This is a genomic window from Agromyces sp. NPDC057679 (genome assembly GCF_042799635.1).
GTDB lineage: Bacteria > Actinomycetota > Actinomycetes > Actinomycetales > Microbacteriaceae > Agromyces.
The window spans coordinates 459336-480569 of record NZ_JBHVIK010000001.1; the positions used below are offsets into that span (position 1 = coordinate 459336).

General features: G+C 69.9%; 9 protein-coding genes. 5 read left to right on the forward strand and 4 right to left on the reverse strand.

The window, feature by feature from the left end; genetic code table 11:
- Positions 1-62 precede the first annotated feature (62 nt).
- The 3 genes from ACFVAJ_RS02045 to ACFVAJ_RS02055 all read right to left on the reverse strand — a co-directional run bounded on the left by ACFVAJ_RS02045 (position 63) and on the right by ACFVAJ_RS02055 (position 14501).
- The gene (locus ACFVAJ_RS02045; RefSeq protein WP_376941131.1) at positions 63-7214 is read right to left on the reverse strand and encodes a DUF5979 domain-containing protein; all 7152 of its coding nucleotides are present in this window, start codon (positions 7212-7214) and stop codon (positions 63-65) included.
- 372 nt (positions 7215-7586) lie between these two features.
- Entirely contained in the window at positions 7587-10115 is a 2529-nt protein-coding gene (locus ACFVAJ_RS02050) for a hypothetical protein (protein WP_376941132.1), read from the reverse strand.
- Positions 10116-10325: 210 nt separating this feature from the next.
- Positions 10326-14501: a hypothetical protein gene (locus ACFVAJ_RS02055; protein WP_376941133.1), complete on the reverse strand. Its 4176-nt coding sequence runs from the start codon at positions 14499-14501 to the stop codon at positions 10326-10328.
- A 469-nt stretch (positions 14502-14970) separates the two neighbouring features.
- Here ACFVAJ_RS02055 and ACFVAJ_RS02060 point away from each other — a divergent pair, with 469 nt between their 5' ends.
- Genes ACFVAJ_RS02060 through ACFVAJ_RS02080 form a run of 5 tightly spaced genes read left to right on the forward strand, consistent with a single transcriptional unit; the run spans position 14971 to position 19524 of the window.
- Complete coding sequence (locus ACFVAJ_RS02060; protein ID WP_376941134.1) at positions 14971-16245, forward strand: YihY/virulence factor BrkB family protein; 1275 nt, start codon at positions 14971-14973, stop codon at positions 16243-16245.
- Between the two features lie 10 nt (positions 16246-16255).
- Positions 16256-17095, forward strand: a complete 840-nt coding sequence (locus ACFVAJ_RS02065) for an exodeoxyribonuclease III (protein ID WP_376941135.1) — start codon at positions 16256-16258, stop codon at positions 17093-17095.
- 40 nt (positions 17096-17135) lie between these two features.
- Positions 17136-18149, forward strand: coding sequence for a tryptophan--tRNA ligase (gene trpS, locus ACFVAJ_RS02070; RefSeq protein WP_376941136.1), 1014 nt, complete (start codon positions 17136-17138; stop codon positions 18147-18149).
- Positions 18150-18151: 2 nt separating this feature from the next.
- Positions 18152-18727, forward strand: coding sequence for a GNAT family N-acetyltransferase (locus tag ACFVAJ_RS02075; RefSeq protein ID WP_376941137.1), 576 nt, complete (start codon positions 18152-18154; stop codon positions 18725-18727).
- Positions 18724-19524, forward strand: coding sequence for an HAD family hydrolase (locus tag ACFVAJ_RS02080; protein ID WP_376941138.1), 801 nt, complete (start codon positions 18724-18726; stop codon positions 19522-19524). The genes ACFVAJ_RS02075 and ACFVAJ_RS02080 overlap by 4 nt, the downstream gene beginning before the upstream one ends.
- 155 nt (positions 19525-19679) lie before the next feature.
- Here the strand turns inward: ACFVAJ_RS02080 and glpK are convergent, their stop codons facing one another.
- Positions 19680-21194, reverse strand: coding sequence for a glycerol kinase GlpK (gene glpK / locus ACFVAJ_RS02085; RefSeq protein ID WP_376941139.1), 1515 nt, complete (start codon positions 21192-21194; stop codon positions 19680-19682).
- Positions 21195-21234 lie beyond the last annotated feature (40 nt).

Sequence of the window (21234 nt, forward strand, 5' to 3'; positions counted from 1 at the left end):
CGGGGGTCGGACCTCGATGGTCCGACCCCCGTTCGCCAGGGCCTCAGCGCGCCCTCACCGACTCACGCGGCGTGTTCGCCCTGCCTGCGCCGGCGGATCACCATGCCGGCCGCGACGAGCAGTCCGCCGAGGAGCACGAGTCCTGCAGCGCCCCAGACGACGGGCTCACCGCCGAAGCCGGTGGCGGCCATGGGCTGCGGGATCCGCACGGTCACCGTCGAGTCGTCGCAGACGACCACCGGATCCTCGGAGGTGTCGTCGGCGTTCTGCCAGCACACCTCGCCCGTGTTCACGACGCTCGTCGCCTTCGTCGCCGGGTCGACGTGCACGTCGAGCACGATGGGCGGGGCTTCGGGGTAGTTCGGACCGAGCACCCCGAGCAGGTCGCAGTGCAGCAGTCCGCCGTAGCCCTCGGCGTCCTGACCGGTCACCTGGCAGTCCTCCCAGCGCGGGAAGGCGGGAGCGGGTGCCGTCGTGATGTCGTCCACCCGGAGGTGCGACGGGATCTCGTCGAAGATCTCCACCGGCTCCGCCGAGCCGACGCCCGTCGCCGTGACCTCGAGCGTGTACTCGAAGTTCGTGCCGGGCTTCGCCTCCTCGACGCTCGCGGTCTTCAGGATGTCGACCTCGGGCTCGCGATCGATCGCGCAGGTGGGCAGCGCCTGCGGGTACACCGCGAGCACCGACTGCGAGGGATTCACCGAGAACGTGATCGTCGCCGGGTTCTCCATGTCGCGCCAGGGGTAGGTCGGCACCGTCTCGTCGAGGATCAGGTCGCCGAACCGGGTGCCCGGCGTGGGCGGGTTCGTGAGGTCCTCCTCGGTGATCGGGCGCCAGCCCGGGAACTCGAACGGCACGCCATTCTCGTCGACCGCTGCGCCCGGCCAGAGCAGCCGGCCGTTGCGCTCGTCCCAGGGAACCTTCTGCTCCTTCGTCAGCGTGCCGTCGGCGCTCGTCCAGGTGACGGTGATCTCGCCGGGTTCGACGTGCTCGCTCGCCGCGACGTTGAAGTACAGCCACGGGACATCCGCGATGCAGCGCACGAACGCGGCCGGGTCGATCGCCTTGCGGGGCACGTCGACCTCGTCGCAGTCGTTCGCCTCGATCAGGTCCTCGAGCACGCCCTCGCCGCTCGTGATCGCGACGCACGCCTGGTTCGGGACGTCGCCGATCTCGATCTCGGGCAGCGGCGGCACGGGGTCGTCGGGGTCGACGATGTCGGTCTCCACCGGCTCGGGCTCGGGCAGCCGCACCGGGATCGTGATCGTGGCCACATCGCCCGGCTCGAACGGTCCGACGCCGTGGGCGGCGAACTCGTTGTCGCCGACCGTCGGCTGCTCGGTCCAGGTGCCGACCCCCTCGAAGGTCGCCGGGCCCGTGACCTCGAGCTCGGGGTCGACCAGGTCGGTGACGTCGAGCTCCTCCACATCGATGCTCGAGTGGTTGGTCACGGTGAGCACGTAGTCGAACTCGTCACCGCCCTCGATCGCGTCGTCGGGCAGACCGCTGAGGTCGTAGTTCTTCTCGATCCCGACGTCCACGAGTTCGGCCTTGTTGGTGAGGTCGCAGCTCGTGAGCTCGCCGACCTCGACGAGCGCCGTGTCGTCTCCCTCGCCGTCGCGGTCGCAGATCCAGCCCTGGCTGAAGAAGTACTTCAGCAGCGGGTGGGTGGATGCCTCGGCCGTCGGCTCCTCCGAGAGGCCGTACTCGCCCGTGGGAAGGGTGAACACGGTGCCGACGTGCCCGAGCACCGCGACGCTCTCGTCGGCGCCGGTGCCCGTGAGCAGCCAGTCCTTCGGTGCGAGCTGCTCGAGGTCGCCGAGCCCGAGGTCGGCGAGGTCGATGCCCTCGAACGCCGAGAGGTCGACGTGCTTCTCGAGCGTGAGCCGGCCGACCGGGATGGTGTCGCAGTCGTCGACCTTCGTCACGATCGTGCCGTTGTCGAGCACCGCCTCGTTGAAGAAGCCGCGACCGCTGGTCGACGCCTCGCAGGTGACGTGATCGATCACCGTGATCTCGTCGACGTCGGCCACCACCACGATCGTGTAGGTGTGGACCGCCGACTTCAGGATCACCGCGTCCTCGGCGAGCGTCGTCTCGGAGTCGCCGTTCCAGGCCGACGTGTCGAAGCCCGCGTCGTTCGTCGCGGTCGCCGAGACGATCTCGACGCCAGCCGGGAACCCGAGGTCGTCCTCGAGGTCGTAGTACTGGTCCTGCGTGGCGCTCTCGTTGGTGACGACCACCTCGTAGGTCACGGTCCAGTCGCCGTCGTCGCCGCGCACCGGGCTGCCGACGAGCTCCTTCGTGACCGTCGTGCGGCCGGGCTCGTCGCAGTCGGTGGCCGGCTGCGGTTCGCCGTCGCCGACGATCAGGAACGCGGTGTTGCGGAAGCCGCCCTGGGTGGTCTCGCCCTCCTGGCACTGGTCCTGCGAGGTCTCGTAGACCTCCTCGCCCGCAGTCGCGTTGATCGTGATCGTGTAGGTGTCCGTCCCGGAGGCCGGCACCGACTCGTCATCGGCGAGCACGGAGTTCGATGCCGTCGGATCCCAGTCGGCGGCCTCGTCGCTCGGCCCCTCGGCCTCGGCGTCGTTGATCACGATGCCGACCCCGAAGAACGGCTGGTCCTGCAGGTCGTAGACGAGCGGCGCGACCGGGCTCTGGTTGGTCACCTTCACCTCGTAGACGAGGTCCCACGTGCCCTCGGCGTTCTGCCCGATGGAGACGAGCTCCTTCGTGATGAGTCCGGTCGGCGGGACCACGTCGTTCGTCACGTCGCAGCTGAGCGTGGCGCCCGGCGTCGCGACGAACTGGTTGCCCGCCGTCTGCGGGTCGGAGTCGGTGCACGTCACCGTGCCGCCCGACCAGCCCGCCGGCAGTTCGCCCTCGGTCACCGTGTAGACGGTGCCGATCTTCAGGTTCGTCCACGTGACGCTGTCGGTCACGTTGCCCACTCCGGTCACCGTCTGCTCGGCCTGCGGCAGCACGCCGTCGGCGGGCGAGATCGTGAGCGGGAACGACCACTCGAAGCCGTCGGGGACGCCGGTCACGTGCTTGGTCACGGTGACCTCGCCGGGCACCGCCTCGTTCGTGATCGTGCAGCTGATCGACAGGCCGGGCGTGACCTCGAACTGGAAGCCGGCGAGCTCGTCGTCGGCATCCTCGAGGTCGCCGCCGTTGCAGATGAAGTCGCCCTCGTTCCAGCCCGACTCGTCACCCTCCGTGAGCGTGTAGGTCTCGCCGACCACGAGGTCGGTCCAGCTCACGCTGGCGTCGGCCTCGGTCACGTGCTGCGTCGTCGGCTGCGCGCCGACCGCGGGCGAGATCGTGATCTCGAAGTCGAAGGGGTAGCCCTGCGGCACGCCCTTCACGATCTTGCGCACGGTCACGTCGCCAGTCTCCGGGGCGTTCGTGTACGTGCAGACCACGGTCTGACCTGCTGCGAGCTCGATGCTCGCCGTCGCGCCCTCGGTGTCGACGCCGTCGGGCGGCGTGCACTCGAGACCGGTGAGGTCCCAGTTCGCCGTGTCGCCCTCGGTGACCGTGTAGCTGCCGGGGAGGAGCGAGCCGAAGGCCTGCGGGGCGTCGCCGTCGGTGAGCGAGAACTCCTGGTCGTCGCCGTCACCCGCGAAGGTGAAGGGGAACGCCTGGGTCGCGCCGCCCGGGATCTCTCCGACGCCCGGCACCACCTTGTCGACGATAATGGTCGACAGCTCGGTGTTCGAGTAGGTGCAGACGACGGTCTCGCCCGGATCGAGGTCGATGCGACCCTTGAGCGGGTTCACCTGGTCGATCGACGAGCCGTTGTCGGCGCCCCCGACACGGGACTCGACGCAGCCGACGAGTTCGCCCACGTGCGTGTTCGTCAGCAGCTCGGTCACGCTGTAGCTGCCCGCCACGACGTTGTCGTAGCTGTTGGCGCCGGTGCCGTTCGCGGTGGTCACGCCGAAGGATCCGATCGACGGGTTGCCGGCCCACGGCCACGTGCCCGTGAACTGGAAGGTGCCGTCGGCGCCGTCGATGTTCTTGACGATGATGATCTTGCCCTTGGCCGTGTTCGTGATGTCGCACTCGAACACGTCGCCCGGCTCGACCGTGAAGCCCGACTCGTCGACGGACTCCGCGGTGTCGTCGCCAGCGTGGGTGACCTCGCAGACGAGCTCGCCCACGACCCATCCGGCGCCCGGGTCCTTCTCGGCGAGCGAGTAGGTGGTGCCGGGCACGAGGTCGGTGAACGTCGTGTCGCCGACGCCGCCGCCGGCGGGGGTGGTGACGATCTGCTCGATCGGGGCGCCGGCCGGGTCGATCGGGGTCAGCACGAAGGTGAAGCTGCCGGCCGCGCCGACCGAGGTCTTCGTGACCTTCGCCGAGGCGGGCTCCGCCTCGTTCTTCACCGTGCACTCGAGCGAGAAGCCCGGCGTGACCACGAACTGGTCGCCCGGCTTGCCGGGGTTCGAGTCGGGGCCGCACTCGACGACGCCGCCGGTCCAGCCAGCGGGCAGGTCCTCGGTGATCGTGTACTCCTCGCCGACGACGAGGTCGGTCCAGGTGACGGTGTCGCTCGTGTTGCCGGTGCCCGACACGGTCTGCGTCGCGCTCGGCTTCACGCCGTCGGCGGGGTCGATCGTGAGGTCGAACTCCCATTCGGTGTCGTCGGCGACGCCGTCGACCGTCTTCGTGACCTTCACCTCGCCAGGTTCGGCGACGTTCTTCACCTCGCACTCGAGCGAGAGGCCCGGGGTGACGGTGAACTGGAAGCCCGGGTCATCCGACTCGTCGTCGATGCCCTCGCAGGTGATCGTCCCCTCGTCCCAGCCGGCGAGGTCGCCCTCGGTGAGGGTGTACGTCGTGCCGACGTCGAGGTCCTTCCACTCGACGATCGGGTCGTCGTCCGTGGCGTTGATGGTTCCCTGCTGGCCGCCGGGCACCGGGCTGATCGAGATGGGGAACGACCAGTCGTAGCCGTCGGGCACGCCGTCGACCTTCTTCTCGACGGTCACGCTGCCCTTCGTCGCCGTGTTGAGCACCGTGCACTCGACGGTCTCACCCGGCGAGAGCGTGATGCCGATCGGCGAGTCGGCGGTGGGCGTCTCGCCCGAGCAGGTCATGCTCGTGACGTCCCAGCCGGCCTCGGCGAGCTCGGCGAGCGTGTACGCGCCGGGGACGATGTTGTTGAACGCCTTCGACTGGCCGTCCTTGAGCACGAAGCCGCTCTGCCCCGTGAGGGTGAAGTCGAACTCCTGGGCGGAGCCGTCGGGGTTCGTCTGCTTCGTGACGATGATGTTGCCGCGCTGGGTGTTCGTGTAGGTGCAGGTCACGAGCTCACCCGGCTGCACCGTGATCGTGGCCTTGCCCTGGGCGATCGAGACGACCGAGTCGCCAGTGACGTCCTCGACGCACGTCAGGTTGGTGAGGTCGTAGAACGGAGCCGGGGTGGTCTCGGTGACGGTGTAGGCGCCGGGAGCGACGCTGTCGAAGAGCTTCGTCGCGGTGCCGCCGACGGTGGTGAGGTCGAAGCCCGAGAGGTCGGCGCCGGTCGTCGTGAAGCTGAACGTGCCGTTGTCGCCGGCGACGTTCTTGATGATCTTGATCTGGCCGTCCTGCTCGTTGGTGAACGTGCAGTTGAGCACCTGGCCGGCGATCGTCTTCAGCTTCGCGGTCGCGGTCGCGAGGAACACGTCGCCGTCACCGTCGCCGTCGGCGTCGCAGACGATCGACGTGAGGTTCCACTGGGGCGTGCCCGGCTCGGCGATCTCCGTGATGTCGACGTTGCTGCCGGGCGTGTAGTAGAAGACCTGCGAGCTCTGCCCGCCCGGAACCTGCACGTTGCCCTGCTGCCCGGTCACGGTGAAGTCGAAGGTCGCCGGGTCGCCCGCGGCGGCCTTCGTGATCTTCACGCCCGAGGTGACGTTCTCGATGGTGCAGGTGGTGGTCGCGCCGATGTACAGCTTGAAGCTGCCGTCGGTCGTCGACTCGACCTGCCCGTTCGCGGGGTTGGTGACCGAACACGTGGTCTGCTTGAACGCCCACGGCGACGGCGGCGTCGCCTCGGTGAGCTTGTAGTCGTTGCCCGCGAACACGTTGCCCCAATTGTGGGTGTCGCCCAGGCCGATGGCAGCGCCGAGCCCGTTGTTGCCGGCGACCGTGTCGGTCGGACCGGTCAGCGTGGCGTCGTGCACCTGCCCGCCCCCGGTGCGGGTGACCGCGTAGTTGAAGGAGGCGTTCGGCGCCCCCTGCGGGGTGCCGACCTTCTTCACGACGAGGCTGCCGCAGTTCGTGAGGGTGATCGGGTTCGACGACACGAGCTGGTCCTGCAGGGTGGCGGTGTCGCTGTTGCCGGTGCGGGTGATGAAGCCCGAGTCGAGGAACGAACGACAGGTGCCGTCGGGCGGCAGCAGCCCGGAGGCCGTGAGGTCGACCGCCATCTCACCGAAGGTCGCGTCGGTGCCGCTCGTGTTGGTGTCGGTGTTGCCGCCGACCGCGGCCTGGTAGACGACCGGGCTGCCGATGGGCTCCCAGCTGTTGCCGTCCCACGAGAGCACGCGGATGGAGGTGGTCGGGCTGCCCGAGGGGTCGTAGTTGAACTCGACCAGGTAGTCGTCGGACCGTCCGGCGGCCGGCCCCTGGAAGACCTCGTAGGAGGTCATGTCGCCGTTGCCCGAGAGGCGCGTCCAGTAGGCGTAGAAGATGGTGTGCTGAACCCCGTTGACCGTGACGACCTCGTACGCCGAGCCGCCGGTGCAGGCATCGCCCTTCGCGTTCGCCGAGTTCGTGATGAGGTTCTTCCACGGGTTGTCGTCGATCTTCGCGCCGCCCGGGAACACGCTCAGCGTCTCGGTGGCGCCGCAGGTGCCGGGCGAGCCGAGGGTCGCCCCGCTGTCCGCGGAGCGCTGCGCGGCGAGGATCCCACTCGACTGGTGCCCGGATGCGGTCGTGTACGCGGGCTTCGGCGTCGATCCCACGACCCCGCCCCAGTCGTTCGCGCCGGAGGTGTTGCCGTCGATCTCGAAGCTCGTCGAGACCGATCCGAGCGTGGCCGCCGCGGCCGAGGTCGCCGGCGCGACCGCCATGAAGACGGCACCGCCCGTCGCGAGCAGCCCGGTGATCGCGAGCGCGCTGATGAGACGCTGTCTCGCCCGCCTCGCCTGGAGCCTCAACGAGCGACGTCCGGTCGCCTGGTCGGTGGAACGGGTGCGGTGGGATCGCGTGACGTTCATCATCAGCCTTCGGGTTTCGGAAGCGGGTGAGCTTCCGGCTGTTCCGGCCCGGGCGACCGGGCCTGGGGGTGCGCGGGCACGCATTCCCCGGTGGTCCGCTTCCGCGGACCGGTGAACCCGCGGGTACGAGTTCGCGCTCATCCTCGCATCGGGGCACCGGCCCGAAACAGGGGCCCACTGGCACCAAAACGGGGGGATCCTCAGTTTTGGGGGACAGATCTTTCCCCTGATGGGCGCGAAATGGGGGACAAAGCCGATGCGTTCGAATGGTCCTGTGCTCGAAGCCGTTCACGCCCTCGGCCGGAACACCCGACCGCCGGCATGACGGATGCCCCGCCGGGATCGCTCCCGGCGGGGCATCCGACTCATCGCTCAGTTCTCGCGAGGACGACGAACCCCGCGAACGATCGCCGCGGCTCCGAGGAGCACGAGCATCGCACCGAGGGGCAGCATCGCGGAGGTCCGGACTCCGCTCTCGGCGAGGCCCGCCGGCGTCGACGACGGCGTCGACGGCGGCGACGGCTGGTCCGGCGCCGCGTTGCAGTTCGGCGTCGGCGGCGGGTACACCACGTCGGCGTCGTTCGACGGGTTGATCCGGATCTCGACGACCGCCTCGGCCCGCAGGTCGTAGAACGGTGCACTCGGATCGAGGATCCAGGTGCCGTCGGGCAGCAGCGTCCACCCCGGCCAGTCGGTCGGGTTGCCGTCCGCGTCGACCTCCGCCCCCGGCCAGAGCTGCTGTCCGGAGATGGTGTCGCCGCTCACCCACCCGGCCGGGTAGGCGATCGGATCGACCTGGGAGGCACCGTCGGCGAGGAGCGCCGCGACGTCATCGGCCGGGATCGAGGGGTCGCGATTCGCGAAGGCCTCGGGCGTCCACCAGATCAGCGAGATGGGATTGGCTCCCGGGTCGCTGATGTTGAACGGCGTGATCGAGTAGGTGAACCACGGGGTGTCGTTGACGCACTGCGCGAGTCCGACGAGTCCGATCGCCTTCACCGGGGTCTCGGCGTCGTCGCAATTGTCGTCGGGATTCGAGTCGAACCCGGGCTCGCCCGCCTCGACCTCGGCAGCGGCGATCGACGGCGCCTCGGGTTCGGGGTACGCCTCGCTCGCGACGCAGGCGCCGTTCACGAGATCGGGGATCGGCTGGTCGGGCGCGGGTTGCGCGAGCTCGCCGACCGTGACCTCGAACGTGATCGTGATCTGGTCCCCCGGGAAGATCCAGCCGTTGTGCTGGACGGTGAGCACACCGTCCGCCACCTCGACCGGGTCCCACTCGCCCGGGTTCGGCGAGATCACCGCCGAACCGTCGACGTACGTCACCCCGTCGGGCAGGACATCGGTGACGAGGCTGCGGTACGCCGGGTCGGTGCCCTTGTTCGTGATCGTCAGCGTGTAGGTGATGACGTCGTCCTCGCCGGAGTCGACGGGCTCGTCGCCCTCGGTCGCCTCGTCCTTCTCGAGCACGAGATCGATGTCGACGACCGGGTGGTCGACGACGCAGACGTCGTCGTCCACGGCGACCGCGTTCGCGGTGCGCTGGGCGAGCGCGGGTTCCTCCTCGCTCGGGCACTCGCCGCCGGGCCCGGGCACGACGACGTTGTGCAGCAGTTCGCCGAACACGTCCTCGCCCACCTCGACGGTGTACGAGACCGTCGCCGAGTCACCGGGCTCGAGGTCGGGGACGTCCCACGTGAGCACGTCGCCCACGGGACCGGAGAGCCCGGCTCCGAGGTCGACGATGGTGCCGTTGTCGAGCACGTCGCTCACGTCGTCGAACGCCTTCGCCCCCGTCACCGTGGCGTCCGAGTCGTTGTAGGCCTGGAGCGTGTAGGTGATGAGGTCGCCGGGTTCGACGATCGCGCCGTCGGTCGGCATCGACCACTTCTGGAGGAGCCAGTGCGGCACGGGCACCCGCGGGCACGGCTGGACGGTGATCGTCTTCTCGAGATCGTTCTCGGGGTCGTCGCCCGTGCGATGGAGGACGACGTCGTAACTGCCGGGCTCGAGCTCGAAGTCGTGGTCGAGGACGTCCTCGAACGTGACCGAGTCGATGAGCTCGTCGGTGCCGGACTTGTAGACGCTGAGCGTGTACTCGAAGCCGAGCAGCAGGCCGAGGAGCGCGACCTTGACCGGCGGCGGCGTGCCCCCGGGCTCGGTGCAGATCTCGGCGGTCAGCTTCATCGTCGGAGGTGCCGGGTTGCAGTCCTCCTCGGTGATCTCGGTCTTCGTGGTGTTGAGGCCCGGGAAGTGATGCTGGACCCCGTCCTTGTCGAAGTAGTCGAACACCGGGATGATGTCGCGACCGTCCTGATGCTCGGAGTGCGCGTGCGTCGGGTCGGTCGGGTCGTCGGGGTCGCCGTTCGGGTCGATGATCGAGCGCACGCTCGGCGAGATGAACACGTACGGGTTCGACTCGCTGCTCGTCGCGTGGCAGATCGCCACGTGATCCTTCCACTCGGGGATGGTGGTGACCGGCGGTCCGCCGTTCTCCTCGTCACCCGTCGGCGCCACCGTTCGCGCGGCCGGTGCGGGTGCCGCCGCCTCGGCTGCGGGCGGCTCGGCCGCCGCAGCGGGCTCGGGTGCTGGCGTCGTCGGCTCGGCGGGCTCGGCTGCGGGCTCCTCGACCGGCTCGGGCTCGGCGACCGGCTCGGGCTCGGCGACCGGCTCGGCGGGAGGTTCAGCGACCGGCTCGGCTGCGGGCTCCGCCGCGGGTTCTGCCGCGGGTTCGGCCGCCGGCTCGGTGGCCGTGACCTCCGCGCTCGGCGGCAACTCGTCCGCCGCGGCGAGCACGGGCGCCCCGAAGAGCACGAGTGCGCCGACCGTGATTCCGGCGAGCCCGGCGCGGATGCCATGCGCCGGACGTTCGGCGCGATGGGCAGGATGGTGACGGTGCATGACGAGCTCCAGACCTCGAGGTGGGAGCCGGCTCGGGTGAGAAACCGGGTCAGCACTGCCAGTCTGCGCCGCGCCGCGGGCATGAAACAAGGAATTCTCAGGTATCACCCCTGAATGCGGGGTACCCCGCTCCCCGAGGACTCCGACGTGAACACCGGTGATGCCGCGGCGCTCGTCGCGCCGCGGCATCCCCCGCTCGACCCGAACCGCCTACACACCCCCGATGCGGCGGCGCCGGATCACGACCCAGGCGACGGCGACGCCGCCCACGAGGAGCATTCCGGCCGCGATCCAGACGAACGGGCCGCCCGCGAAGCCGGTGCTCGCGATCGACGAGCCGGGCACGGTCACCGTGACCGAGGAGTCGTCGCAGAGGATCGGCTCCGCCGGATCGAGCGGGATCGCACCCTCGGCTGCGGCCGCCGTCTGGTCGTCGGGCAGGTCGTTCCAGCAGATCTCACCGGTGTTGACGATGCTCGACGAGTTCGACTGCGGATTCAGCGTGACGGAGAGCACCACATCCGGGGCATCCGGCCTCGTGCCGCCGATCTGCCCGTTCAGGATGCAGTGCAGCGTGCCGCCGTAGCCGGCCGAGTCCTTGCCGGTGACCTCGCAGTCGTCCCAACGGGGGAACGCGGGGGCCGGCGGCGTGGTGATCGAGTTCACCCTGAGATCGGCCGGGATCTCGTCGAAGAGCTCCATCGCCTTGGTCGAGCCGAGGCCGGGGTTGGTGACCGACAGGGTGTAGTCGAACGTGTCGCCCGGCTCCGCCGTGGTCACGCTCGAGGTCTTCTCGATCAGCGGTCCGGCCTCACGGGTCACCGCGCAGGCGGGGGTCGCCTGCGGGTAGACCGCGAGCACCGACTGGCTCGGGTTGATCTCGAAGGTGATCGTCATCGGGTGGAGCTGGTCGGCGAACGCGTAGCTCGGCAGCGACGAGTCCTTCACCATGTTCTCCCACGAGTCGACGATCGTGCCTTCTCCGACGACGTCCCCCGGCTCGGCCAGGCGCCATCCCGGCCAGCCGATCGAGATGCCCTCGTCGTTCACTTCGCCGTACGGCCAGAGCAGCCGGCCGTTGCGCTCCTCCCACGGGATCGTCATGACGATCGGCTCCGCGTCGGGGTAGAACACCGGGTCGGGCGTCCAGGTGACGGTGATGTCCGACGGGGTCACGGGTCCGGCCGTCATGACGTTGTGGTAGAGCCACGGCACGTCGTTGATGCACTGCACGTAGGCGTTCGCCTCGATCGCCTTCGTCGGCACCGTGGTGTCGTCGCAGTCGTTGGCGGGGTTCGCGTCGGTGACGGGCAGCACCGGGTCGTCGACCGCGGCGAGCGCGGCGGCGGCCGTCGGCGGCTCGGTGTCCGGCACGACGATCGCGACGCACGCCTCGTTCTCGACGGGCTCGGCCGGCACCGGCTCGGGCGGCACCTCGGGGTTCTCGGGCAGCGGCCCGAGCGGATCGCCGAGGAACCGCACCTGGAACCGGAACTCGGTGACCGAGCCGGCCTCGTAGACGCCGCTGTACTCGGCCGAGAACTCGTTGCCCGTGAAGGACGCGGTCCAGTTCGGATCGACGGGGTCGATCTCGATGCCGCTGATCACCTCGAGCGTGTCGGGCAGCGTGTCGGTCACGAGCGCGCCCGGCACGTCGGGTCCGTGGTTCGTCACCGTCAGGGTGAACCAGAACTCGGATGCCTCGGGGTCGGTGTTGTCGATCGCCTCGACGCCTTCCGGCAGCTCGTAGTCCTTCACGATGCCGAGGTCAGCCGGATCCGCGGTGTTCACGATGCCGCACGTCGCCTCGCCGCCCGCCGGCACGTATACCTCGTGCTGGGGATCGACCAGCTTCTCGGGATCCTCCCCCTCGTCATCGCACACCCACTCGCCGGGCACGTACGTGCCGTCGTCGACGTACGGGTTGTCGGACTCGGGGGCCGGCCGCTCGCTCAGGCCGTACCAGCCGCTCGGAACAGGGTAGCTCGTGCCGGGGTCGTCCGCGCCGGGATCCTCGACCGTGACCGGGCCCTCGGCCTTCAGCAGCCAGTCGCTCGGCACCGCGAGCGGGAAGTCGGGGATGTCCTGGACCTGCTCGTTGTCGACGGTCTTGATGAGCGTCAGGCGCCCGGGGGCGTCGCAGGCCTCGTCCTCGCGCACTCCCGTGCCGATCGTCACGATGCCGGTGTTCGAGAAGCCGCCGCCGTCTTCGCCGTCGCAGCCGTACTCGGGCATGCCGTCGTCGTCGATGGTCGCGGTGACCCGGATGAGCCAGCTGTCGGTGGCGCCGACCGCGATCGGCACGTCCGTGGCCAGCAGGTACTCGGCGACCGGATCGAACGGGCCGGTCAGCGAATGCCCCGGAAGGCTCGGGTCCTCACCCGGCTCCCAGTACTCGATTGCCGAGATCGTCATGCCGGCGCCGAAGTCCGTGGCATCCGACAGGTCGTAGGCCGTGTCGACGTGCCCCGTGTTCTCGACGTCGAGCGTGTAGCCGAGCGTCCACTCGCCGGTCGCCACGTCGAGGTCGGTCTGCACGACGTTCTTGTCGATCGCGATGTCGGGCGTCGGGTTGTGCGTGGTGCAGTCGTCGACGGGCGCCGCCGACTTCACGTCCTCGGGGCATCGCCCGTTGTCGCCGGGAGTGACCACGTTCGCGAGCACCTCGTTGAAGGCGTCGTCGTCGACCTGCACGGTGAACGAGAGGGTGGCGGTGTCGCCCGGACCGAGATCCGGGATCGACCAGGTCAGCTCCGTCCCCACGAGGTCGGCACCCGCCGGGAGGGGCAGCTGGATGGTCGCGTCGTCGAGCACGTCGCTCAGGTCGTCGACGAGCTCCGCGCCCGTCACCGGCACGACGCCGTCGTTCTGCGCGTGCAGGGTGTAGGTGACGTCCTGCCCCGGTTCGACGGTCGAACCGTCGGCCGGATCGACCGTCTTCCACGCGAGCCACCTCGGCGCGAAGGTGTTCAGCACCCAGCAGTGGGTCGTCTCCTCCCTCTCGACGGTGGCCGTGAAGGTGCGGGCGTCCGTGTCGAACGGCACCGCGACCGCGTCTTCGAGGTCCGGCGAGGTGCCGCATCGGGCACCCGTCAGCATGCTGCCGCCGTCCGCCGTCTCGGAGAACACGACCTGGCGTGCCGGCGGGTCGGGCTGCACCGCGAAGCCGGTCACCTCGTAGGGGTCGGTCTGGCTGGAGGCATCCGTGGTGTCGCTCGTCGGGTCGACGTCGGAGGTCGCGGTCGAGAACTCCCAGCCTGCCCCGCCTGCGACGCCGGGGAACGCCGCCCCGACCTGCTTGTGGATGATCACGTTGCCGCCGCAGAGCGCCTTGGCGACGAGTTGGAGGTCATCGGCGAGGCTCGAGTAGTTCGTCGACGTCATGTAGTCGGCCGTCGCGATGTTCGACCCGTCGAACTCGGTTCCACCCGAGATCGACTCGATCGGACCGAGCGAGACGTTGGGCCCGACCGCGACGACGAAGACGTGCGACGGGATGCCCTTGATCGCGTTGGCCTGGAGGATCGCCGGGTCGAGCGCCCCCGGGGAGCCGTCGGGGAACTCGCCCCCGTCGTCGGGGTCGACCGTGTTCGGATTGCCGTCCGTGATCACGATGGTGAGCTCGACGGGCGGGTCGCTGAACCCGCCGAACGAGCCGAGACCGACCTCGAGGCCGCGCTTCCAGTTCGTCCAGCCGTCGGAGCCCAGTCCGCTGTAGGAGCCCTGGATCGTCGCGAGGTTCGCGCTCGTGAGCGCGATCGCCGACTGCAGCAGGCTCGCGTCCTGGTCGAACTCGGTGACCGAGACCTCGGAGCCGGTGTCCTTCAACGCCTCGGTGAACGCGTCGGCGGCGGCCTTCAAGTCCGCGATGCCGCCGTCGCCGATCGAGCCCGACTTGTCGAGCACGAGGGCGAAGTCGAGTCCGCAACTGTCGGGCAGATCCGGGTTGGACGACGGCTCCGGCGAGTCCGTGGCGGCGAGGCTTCGCAGGCCCGCCTGCTGTTCGGCCAGGCACGCGTCGCGCGCGCTGCGGTCGTCGTTCCCGATCGGGATCGCCATGCAGTCGACGGGCGCGGGCGCCGGGGCCTCGGGGGCTGCGAGCGGTTGCTCGACGGGCGGCTCCTCCGCGGGCTGCTCCTCGGGCGGGGCGGCCTCTTCAGCGGGGGGCGCGGCTTCCTCGGCGGGCGGCGCGGGCTCCTCGGCAGGGGGCGCCTCCTCCGTCGGCGGCGCGGTCTCCGCGGGCGGGGTCTCGGGTTCCGCTGTCGCCTCCTCGGCCTGGACGACGGCCTCGTCGCCCGCCGCCGGCGGCGTCGCGAGTTCGTCGGCCGCGGCGAGCGTCGGAGCACTGAAGACGACCAGCGCACCCACCGTCAGCGCCGCGAGCATCGCCCTGATCCGCGGTGGCGGCGGGGCCGCCGATTCTTCGGTTCGAGCAGCGGAACGAGTGCGCAGTTTGCGGTGCATTTCAGACTCCACGTTCGGGTGCGGTCAGGCCGAATCGAGAATTTCTCAGGTCGACGGCCCCAGTCTTCTCGCACGCTTCGGCCGATTTCAAGGAATTCTCACCACCTGGTGTCCCCCAGTTCGCGGGGTACGGGCGAGCCGCGCAGCACTCCCCCGGTCCGCTCCGTCCCGCTTCTCAGCAGCGTTCTCGGCGGTCGCGCACCGAGACGAGCGCAGTGGCGATGTCCCCCGAAAGGCCGACATGCTTCGCCCGTGAACCGGCGATCCGGCGACTGGGGCTCGGGGCCGTGACGACGGGCGAAGACCGTCGCCCGGGGCGAGGGCTTCCACGCGCGGACCGACGCTCGAGCGCCTCCGCCTCGGTCCCGGCCTCGATCGCTAGGGTTGGAGCGTGAGCGAGCGCGGGTCGAGACCTCCACACGGGGCGGCGAAGTCCGACGTGCGGTCGGCTGCCGACCCGCTCGATCTCGACGGCCGCCCGCCCTCCGCGAAGGAGCGCTTCGACGCCGTGAGCCAGCCCATCCTCGAACGCTTCGAGGAGCCGATCAGCAGGGTCAACACGCTCACCCAGAAGACCATGGCGCTCTTCCCGGTCCGGGTGTGGCGGCACTTCCTCGCGCGGAACGGCTTCATCCTCTCGGCCGGGCTGAGCTACCAGGCGCTGTTCGCGAGCTTCGCCGCGATCTACGTCGTGTTCGCCGTCGCCGGCATCTGGCTCACGAGCAACCAGGAGACGATGGATGCGTTCATCACGCTGGTGAACACCTATGCGCCCGGGCTCGTCGGCTCCGGCGACGAGGCCGTCATCTCCGACGACGAGCTCACCCAGATCGCGCAGGCGAGCGCGGGAGTGCTCGGGTGGACCGGTGCCATCGCCGTCATCGGCCTCATCTGGACGGCCATCGGCTGGATCACCTACGCCAGGCTCTCGGTGCGCTCGATCTTCGGGCTGCCGAAGGACACCCGGGCGTACGTGCTGCTCAAGGCGAGGGACTTCCTGGCCGGATTCGGCTTCGGCGCAGTGCTCATCTTCGCCTCCGTGCTGTCGGTGGCGACCACCTCGTTCATCTCATGGGTGTTCAGTTCGCTCGGCATCGAGGACGCGGGCGGCTGGGAGGCGTTCCTCGTGCAGGCGGGCGCGATCGTCGTCGTGTTCGTGATCGACACGCTCGCCCTCGCGGTGATGTTCCGGTTCCTCTCCGGTGCGGCGATGCCGTGGCGCCGGATGTGGGTCGGCTCGCTCCTCGGCTCCGGTGCGCTCTCCGCGATGCAGATGCTCAGCGGGCTGCTCGTGTCGAGCGCGAGCCGCAACCCGCTGCTCGCGACGTTCGCCGTCTTCATCGCGCTGCTCCTCTGGTTCCACCTCGCGAGCATCGTGATCCTCGTCGCCGCGAGCTGGATCGCCGTCGAGGCCGCGGATGCGCACGAGACGCTTCGGAAGGTGACTCCCGAGCAGCTCGCCCAGGAGGCCAGGGAGCGCGAGCACGAGGCGATCCTGACCGCGGCGCGCGTGCGGGTGCGGGAGGCCCGCAACGAGCTCGCCGCGGCGAACTGGTTCGACCGCCTGCCGGCCAAGCGCCGGCTGGCGCGGGCCGAGCAGGAGCTCGCCGAGCTCGAAGCGGACGGCGGCCCCCGGGCGGCGAACGGTGACGGGGGGCTCCCGTAGGATCGAGGGCATGCCCTCCGCGAAGCCCCTCCGTCTCGCCAGCGTCAACGTGAACGGAGTGCGAGCCGCATTCCGCAAGGGCATGGGCGAGTGGCTCGCCGGCCGCGACGTCGACATCCTCGCCCTCCAAGAGGTGCGCGCCTCGACCGAAGACCTGCAGGGCCTGCTCGGCGACGAATGGGACATCCTGCACGACCCGGCGACCGCGAAGGGTCGCGCAGGCGTCGCGATCGCCAGCCGGCGCCGCGCCCACATCCACCGCGTCGAGCTCGGCGCCGCCGATTTCGACACCGCCGGGCGCTGGCTCGAGGCCGACTACGAGGTCGGCGACCGCGTCATCACCGTCGTCTCGGCCTACGTGCACTCGGGCGAGGTCGACACGCCGAAGCAGGTCGAGAAGTTCAAGTTCCTCGACGCGATGGTCGAGCGCCTGCCGAAGCTCGCCGAGCACTCCGAGCTCGCGGTCGTCGTGGGCGACCTCAACGTCGGTCACCGCGCCCTCGACATCAAGAACTGGAAGGGCAACGTCAAGCGCGCCGGCTTCCTGCCCGAGGAGCGCGCGTACTTCGACCGCTTCGTCGGCGCCGAGGGCGACGAGGCCTACAACGCGGGCGCCGGGCTCGGCTGGGTCGATCTCGGCCGCCGCGACGCGGGCGAGGTGCCGGGGCCGTACACCTGGTGGTCGCAGCGAGGCAAGGCGTTCGACACCGACACCGGCTGGCGCATCGACTACCAGCTCGCGACGCCCGCGCTCGCGGCGACGGTGCAGCGCTACACGATCGACCGGGCGGCCGCCTACGACCAGCGATGGTCCGACCACGCCCCCGTCGTCGTCGACTACGCCATCTGACCCTGCCGCACCGCGGCCGCACACTTCGAAGGAACTCCCCATGACGCAGAAGCCCCGCCTCTACTCGGGCATGCAGCCTTCCGCCGACTCGCTGCACGCCGGCAACTACATCGGCGCCCTCCTCCAGTGGAAGGAGTTGCAGTCCACGCACGACGCCTTCTTCTCGGTCGTCGACATGCACGCCATCACCGTGGCGCAAGACCCTGACGAGCTCCGCGAGAAGACCCGCCGCACCGCGGCGCAGTACATCGCCGCCGGCATCGACCCGTCGAGCTCGACCCTGTACGTGCAGTCGCACGTGCCCGCGCATGCCGAGCTGGCATGGGTGCTCAACACCATCACGGGCTTCGGCGAGGCCGGGCGCATGACCCAGTTCAAGGACAAGTCGCAGAAGCAGGGTGCTGACGCGACCAGCGTCGGCCTCTTCGCCTACCCCGTCCTCATGGCGGCCGACATCCTCCTGTACCAGACCGAGATCGTCCCGGTCGGCGACGACCAGAAGCAGCACGTCGAACTCACCCGAGACCTCGCGACCCGGTTCAACGCCCGCTTCGGCGCCGGCACCTTCGTGCTGCCCGAGCCGGCGATCCAGCGCGAGACCGCACGCATCTACGACCTGCAGAACCCGACGTCGAAGATGTCGAAGTCGGGCGACACGCCGGCGGGCATCCTGTGGATGCTCGACGAGCCCTCGGTCACCGCGAAGAAGATCATGCGCGCCGTCACCGACACCGACGGCGAGGTCCGCTTCGACCGCGAGCACAAGCCCGGCGTCTCGAATCTGCTCACGATCTTCTCCGTGCTCTCGGGCCGCAGCATCCCCGAGCTCGAGCAGGAGTTCGCGGGCCGCGGCTACGGCGACTTCAAGAAGGCGCTCGCCGAGGTCGTCGTCGACGAGTTCGAACCCATCCGGGCACGGGCGCTCGAACTGCTCGACGACCCCGCCGAGCTCGACCGCCTGCTCGGCGTCAATGCCGACCGCGCGAGCGAGGTCGCCGAGGCCACGCTCGCGACGGTCTACGACCGCATCGGCTTCCTCCGGCGCGCGCGCTGACCATGCAGCCTGTCGCCCTGCGTACCGCACGACTCGTGCTCGACCTCCCGGTCGAGGGCGATGTCGCGCGCGTCGCCGAGTACTGCACCGACCCGCTCTTCGAGCAGTTCCTCACCACGCCGTGGCCGTACACCGAGGCGCACGCACGCGGATTCCTCACCGAGCATGTACCGTCGGCGTGGTCATCGGGCGAGGAGCTCACGTGGGCGGTCCGCACCGAGACGGGCGGCCCGCTGCTCGGGGTGATCAGCCTGCGCACCGATGCCTGCGAGGTCGGTTACTGGCTCGGCGCCGAGCACCGCGGTTCGGCGTACATGACCGAGGCGCTGCTCGCCGTGTGCGAGTGGGCCTTCGTCGAGCTGCCCGGCACCGAGACGGTCACCTGGCGCGCGAACGCGGGCAACGTCGCCTCGGCGATGGTCGCCCGGGCCGCCGGGTTCCTCAACACGACGACGGCGACTACGACCGTGCCCGGGCGTGACGGAACCGATCTCGAGGGCTGGTCCGCCGAGCGCGGCCGCACCCCCGCAGCCGATGCCGTCGCCAGTTGGGCGCCGCTCCTCGGCGGCGCGGCATGACCTCGGTCGACGGCCCCGCCGACCCTGCGCAGACGGCCTCGTCGTCGACCGTGAGCCCCGCGTCGCCGCTCGTGCTGTTCGACCTCGACGACACGCTGATGGCCCATCGCGAGGCGGTCGCGGCCGGCATCGCCCTCCACATGCGCGAGCGCGCATACGTGGGCGACGATGCACCCGCGCAGCAGCTCTGGCACGAGCTCGAAGAAGAGCACTACCACGAGTACCTCGCCGGGCGCCTGACCTTCGAGGGGCAGCGGCGAGCCCGCGCCCGCGACTTCGCCCTCGCGCACGGCGACGAGCTCGACGAGCTCGCGGCCGGGGCGTGGTTCGACCGCTACTTCGAGCGCTACCGCGAGTCGTGGACCCTGCACGCCGACGCGCTGCCGGCCATCGATCGCCTCGGCGACGAGATCCCCGAAGTGCGCATCGGCATCATCACGAACGGCGAACTCGACTTCCAGCTGGCCAAGCTCGACCGCCTCGGCATCCGCGACCGCTTCGGGCACGTGATCGCCTCCGGCACGGTCGGCGTCACGAAGCCCGACTCCGAGATCTTCGAGCTCGCGGTCGCCAGGTTCGCGGCGGAGCGTCCGGTCTCCTGGGCCGCCTACGTCGGCGATCGCCTGGCGACCGACGCGATCGGCGCGGCGCGCGCCGGACTCGTCGGTGTCTGGCTGAACCGGTTCGGCGTGGAGCCGAGCGCCGACGAGGCCGACGAGGCCGCGGCAGCCGGCGTCATCGAGATCGCCTCGCTCGACGAACTCCCCGCTGCGCTCACGCCGCGCCTGCGACGCTGACGCCCGAGGGGGCGACCCGCCCGGTCACGCCCGCTGCGGGCCCAGGTCCCGGCCAGCCGACCCCGACCCCGACCCGCACGACGAAGACGGGCCGAGCGCACCCCCATGCGCCCGGCCCGTGAATCCACCGTAACCCGCGGTGGACGTGCTGCAGATCAGACGACGTCCGCGTCGACCCAGTCGAGGGTCTTCGAGACGGCCTTCTTCCAGTTGCGGTCGAGTCGTGCACGCTCGGCCTCGTCCATCGACGGGGTCCAGCGCTTGTCCTCCTGCCAGTTCTGGGCGAGCTCGTCGAGGCTCGACCAGAAGCCGACCGCGAGGCCCGCGGCGTAGGCTGCGCCGAGCGCCGTCGTCTCGGCGACGACCGGGCGCACGACCGGCACACCGAGGATGTCGGCCTGGAACTGCAGCAGGGTGTCGTTCGCGGTGGCACCGCCGTCGACGCGCAGCTCGGTCAGGTCGACGCCCGCATCGGCGTTCACGGCCTCGATCACGTCGCGCGTCTGGAAGGCGATCGCCTCGAGCGCGGCACGGGCGATGTGGCCCTTGTTCACGAAGCGCGTGAGGCCGACGAGCGCACCGCGGGCGTCGGGGCGCCAGTACGGTGCGAACAGGCCCGAGAACGCCGGCACGAAGTACGCGCCGCCGTTGTCCTCCACCGACTTCGCCAGCTCCTCGACCTCGGCGGCCGACGTGATGAGCCCGAGGTTGTCGCGCAGCCACTGGATCAGCGAACCGGTGACGGCGATCGAGCCCTCGAGGGCGTAGTGCACCGGCTGGTCGCCGAGCTTGTAGCCGACGGTCGTGAGCAGGCCGTTCTTCGAGTGGACGATCTCCTCGCCCGTGTTGAAGATGAGGAAGTTGCCCGTGCCGTACGTGTTCTTCGCCTCGCCGGTCGCGAACGCCGCCTGCCCGAAGGTCGCGGCCTGCTGGTCGCCGAGGATGCCGGAGATGGGGGTCTCCCGCAGCAGCGAGTGCTCGTTCGCGGTGCCGTAGACCTCCGACGACGACTTGATCTCGGGAAGCATCGAGCGGGGAACCCCGAAGATGCCGAGGATCTCGTCGTCCCATTGCAGGGTCTCGAGGTCCATGAACATCGTGCGGCTCGCGTTCGTGACATCCGTCGCGTGCACGCCGCCGTCGACACCGCCGGTCAGGTTCCACAGCACCCAGCTGTCGGTGGTGCCGAACAGGAGGTCGCCGGACTCGGCCTTCTCACGCGCGCCGGGCACGTTCTCGAGGATCCAGACGACCTTGGTGCCCGAGAAGTAGGTCGCGAGGGGCAGTCCGACCTTCGCCTTGAAGCGCTCGACGCCGCCGTCGGCCGCGAGGCGGTCGACGATGGGCTGCGTGCGGGTGTCCTGCCAGACGATCGCGTTGTAGACCGGCTCGCCGGTCGTCTTGTCCCACACGACCGTGGTCTCGCGCTGGTTGGTGATGCCCACTGCGGCGATGTCGTGGCGCGTGAGGTTCGCCTTGCCGAGGGCCTGGCCGATCACCTCGCCCGTGTTGCGCCAGATCTCGGCGGCGTCGTGCTCGACCCAGCCGGCCTTGGGGAAGATCTGCTCGTGCTCGAGCTGCCCGGTCGAGACGATCGATCCGGCCTTGTCGAAGATGATCGCGCGCGACGAGGTCGTGCCCTGGTCGATCGCGAGTACGTAGTCAGCCATCTGAGAACTCCGTTGCTGTCAGTGAATGGTGAGGGGTGAG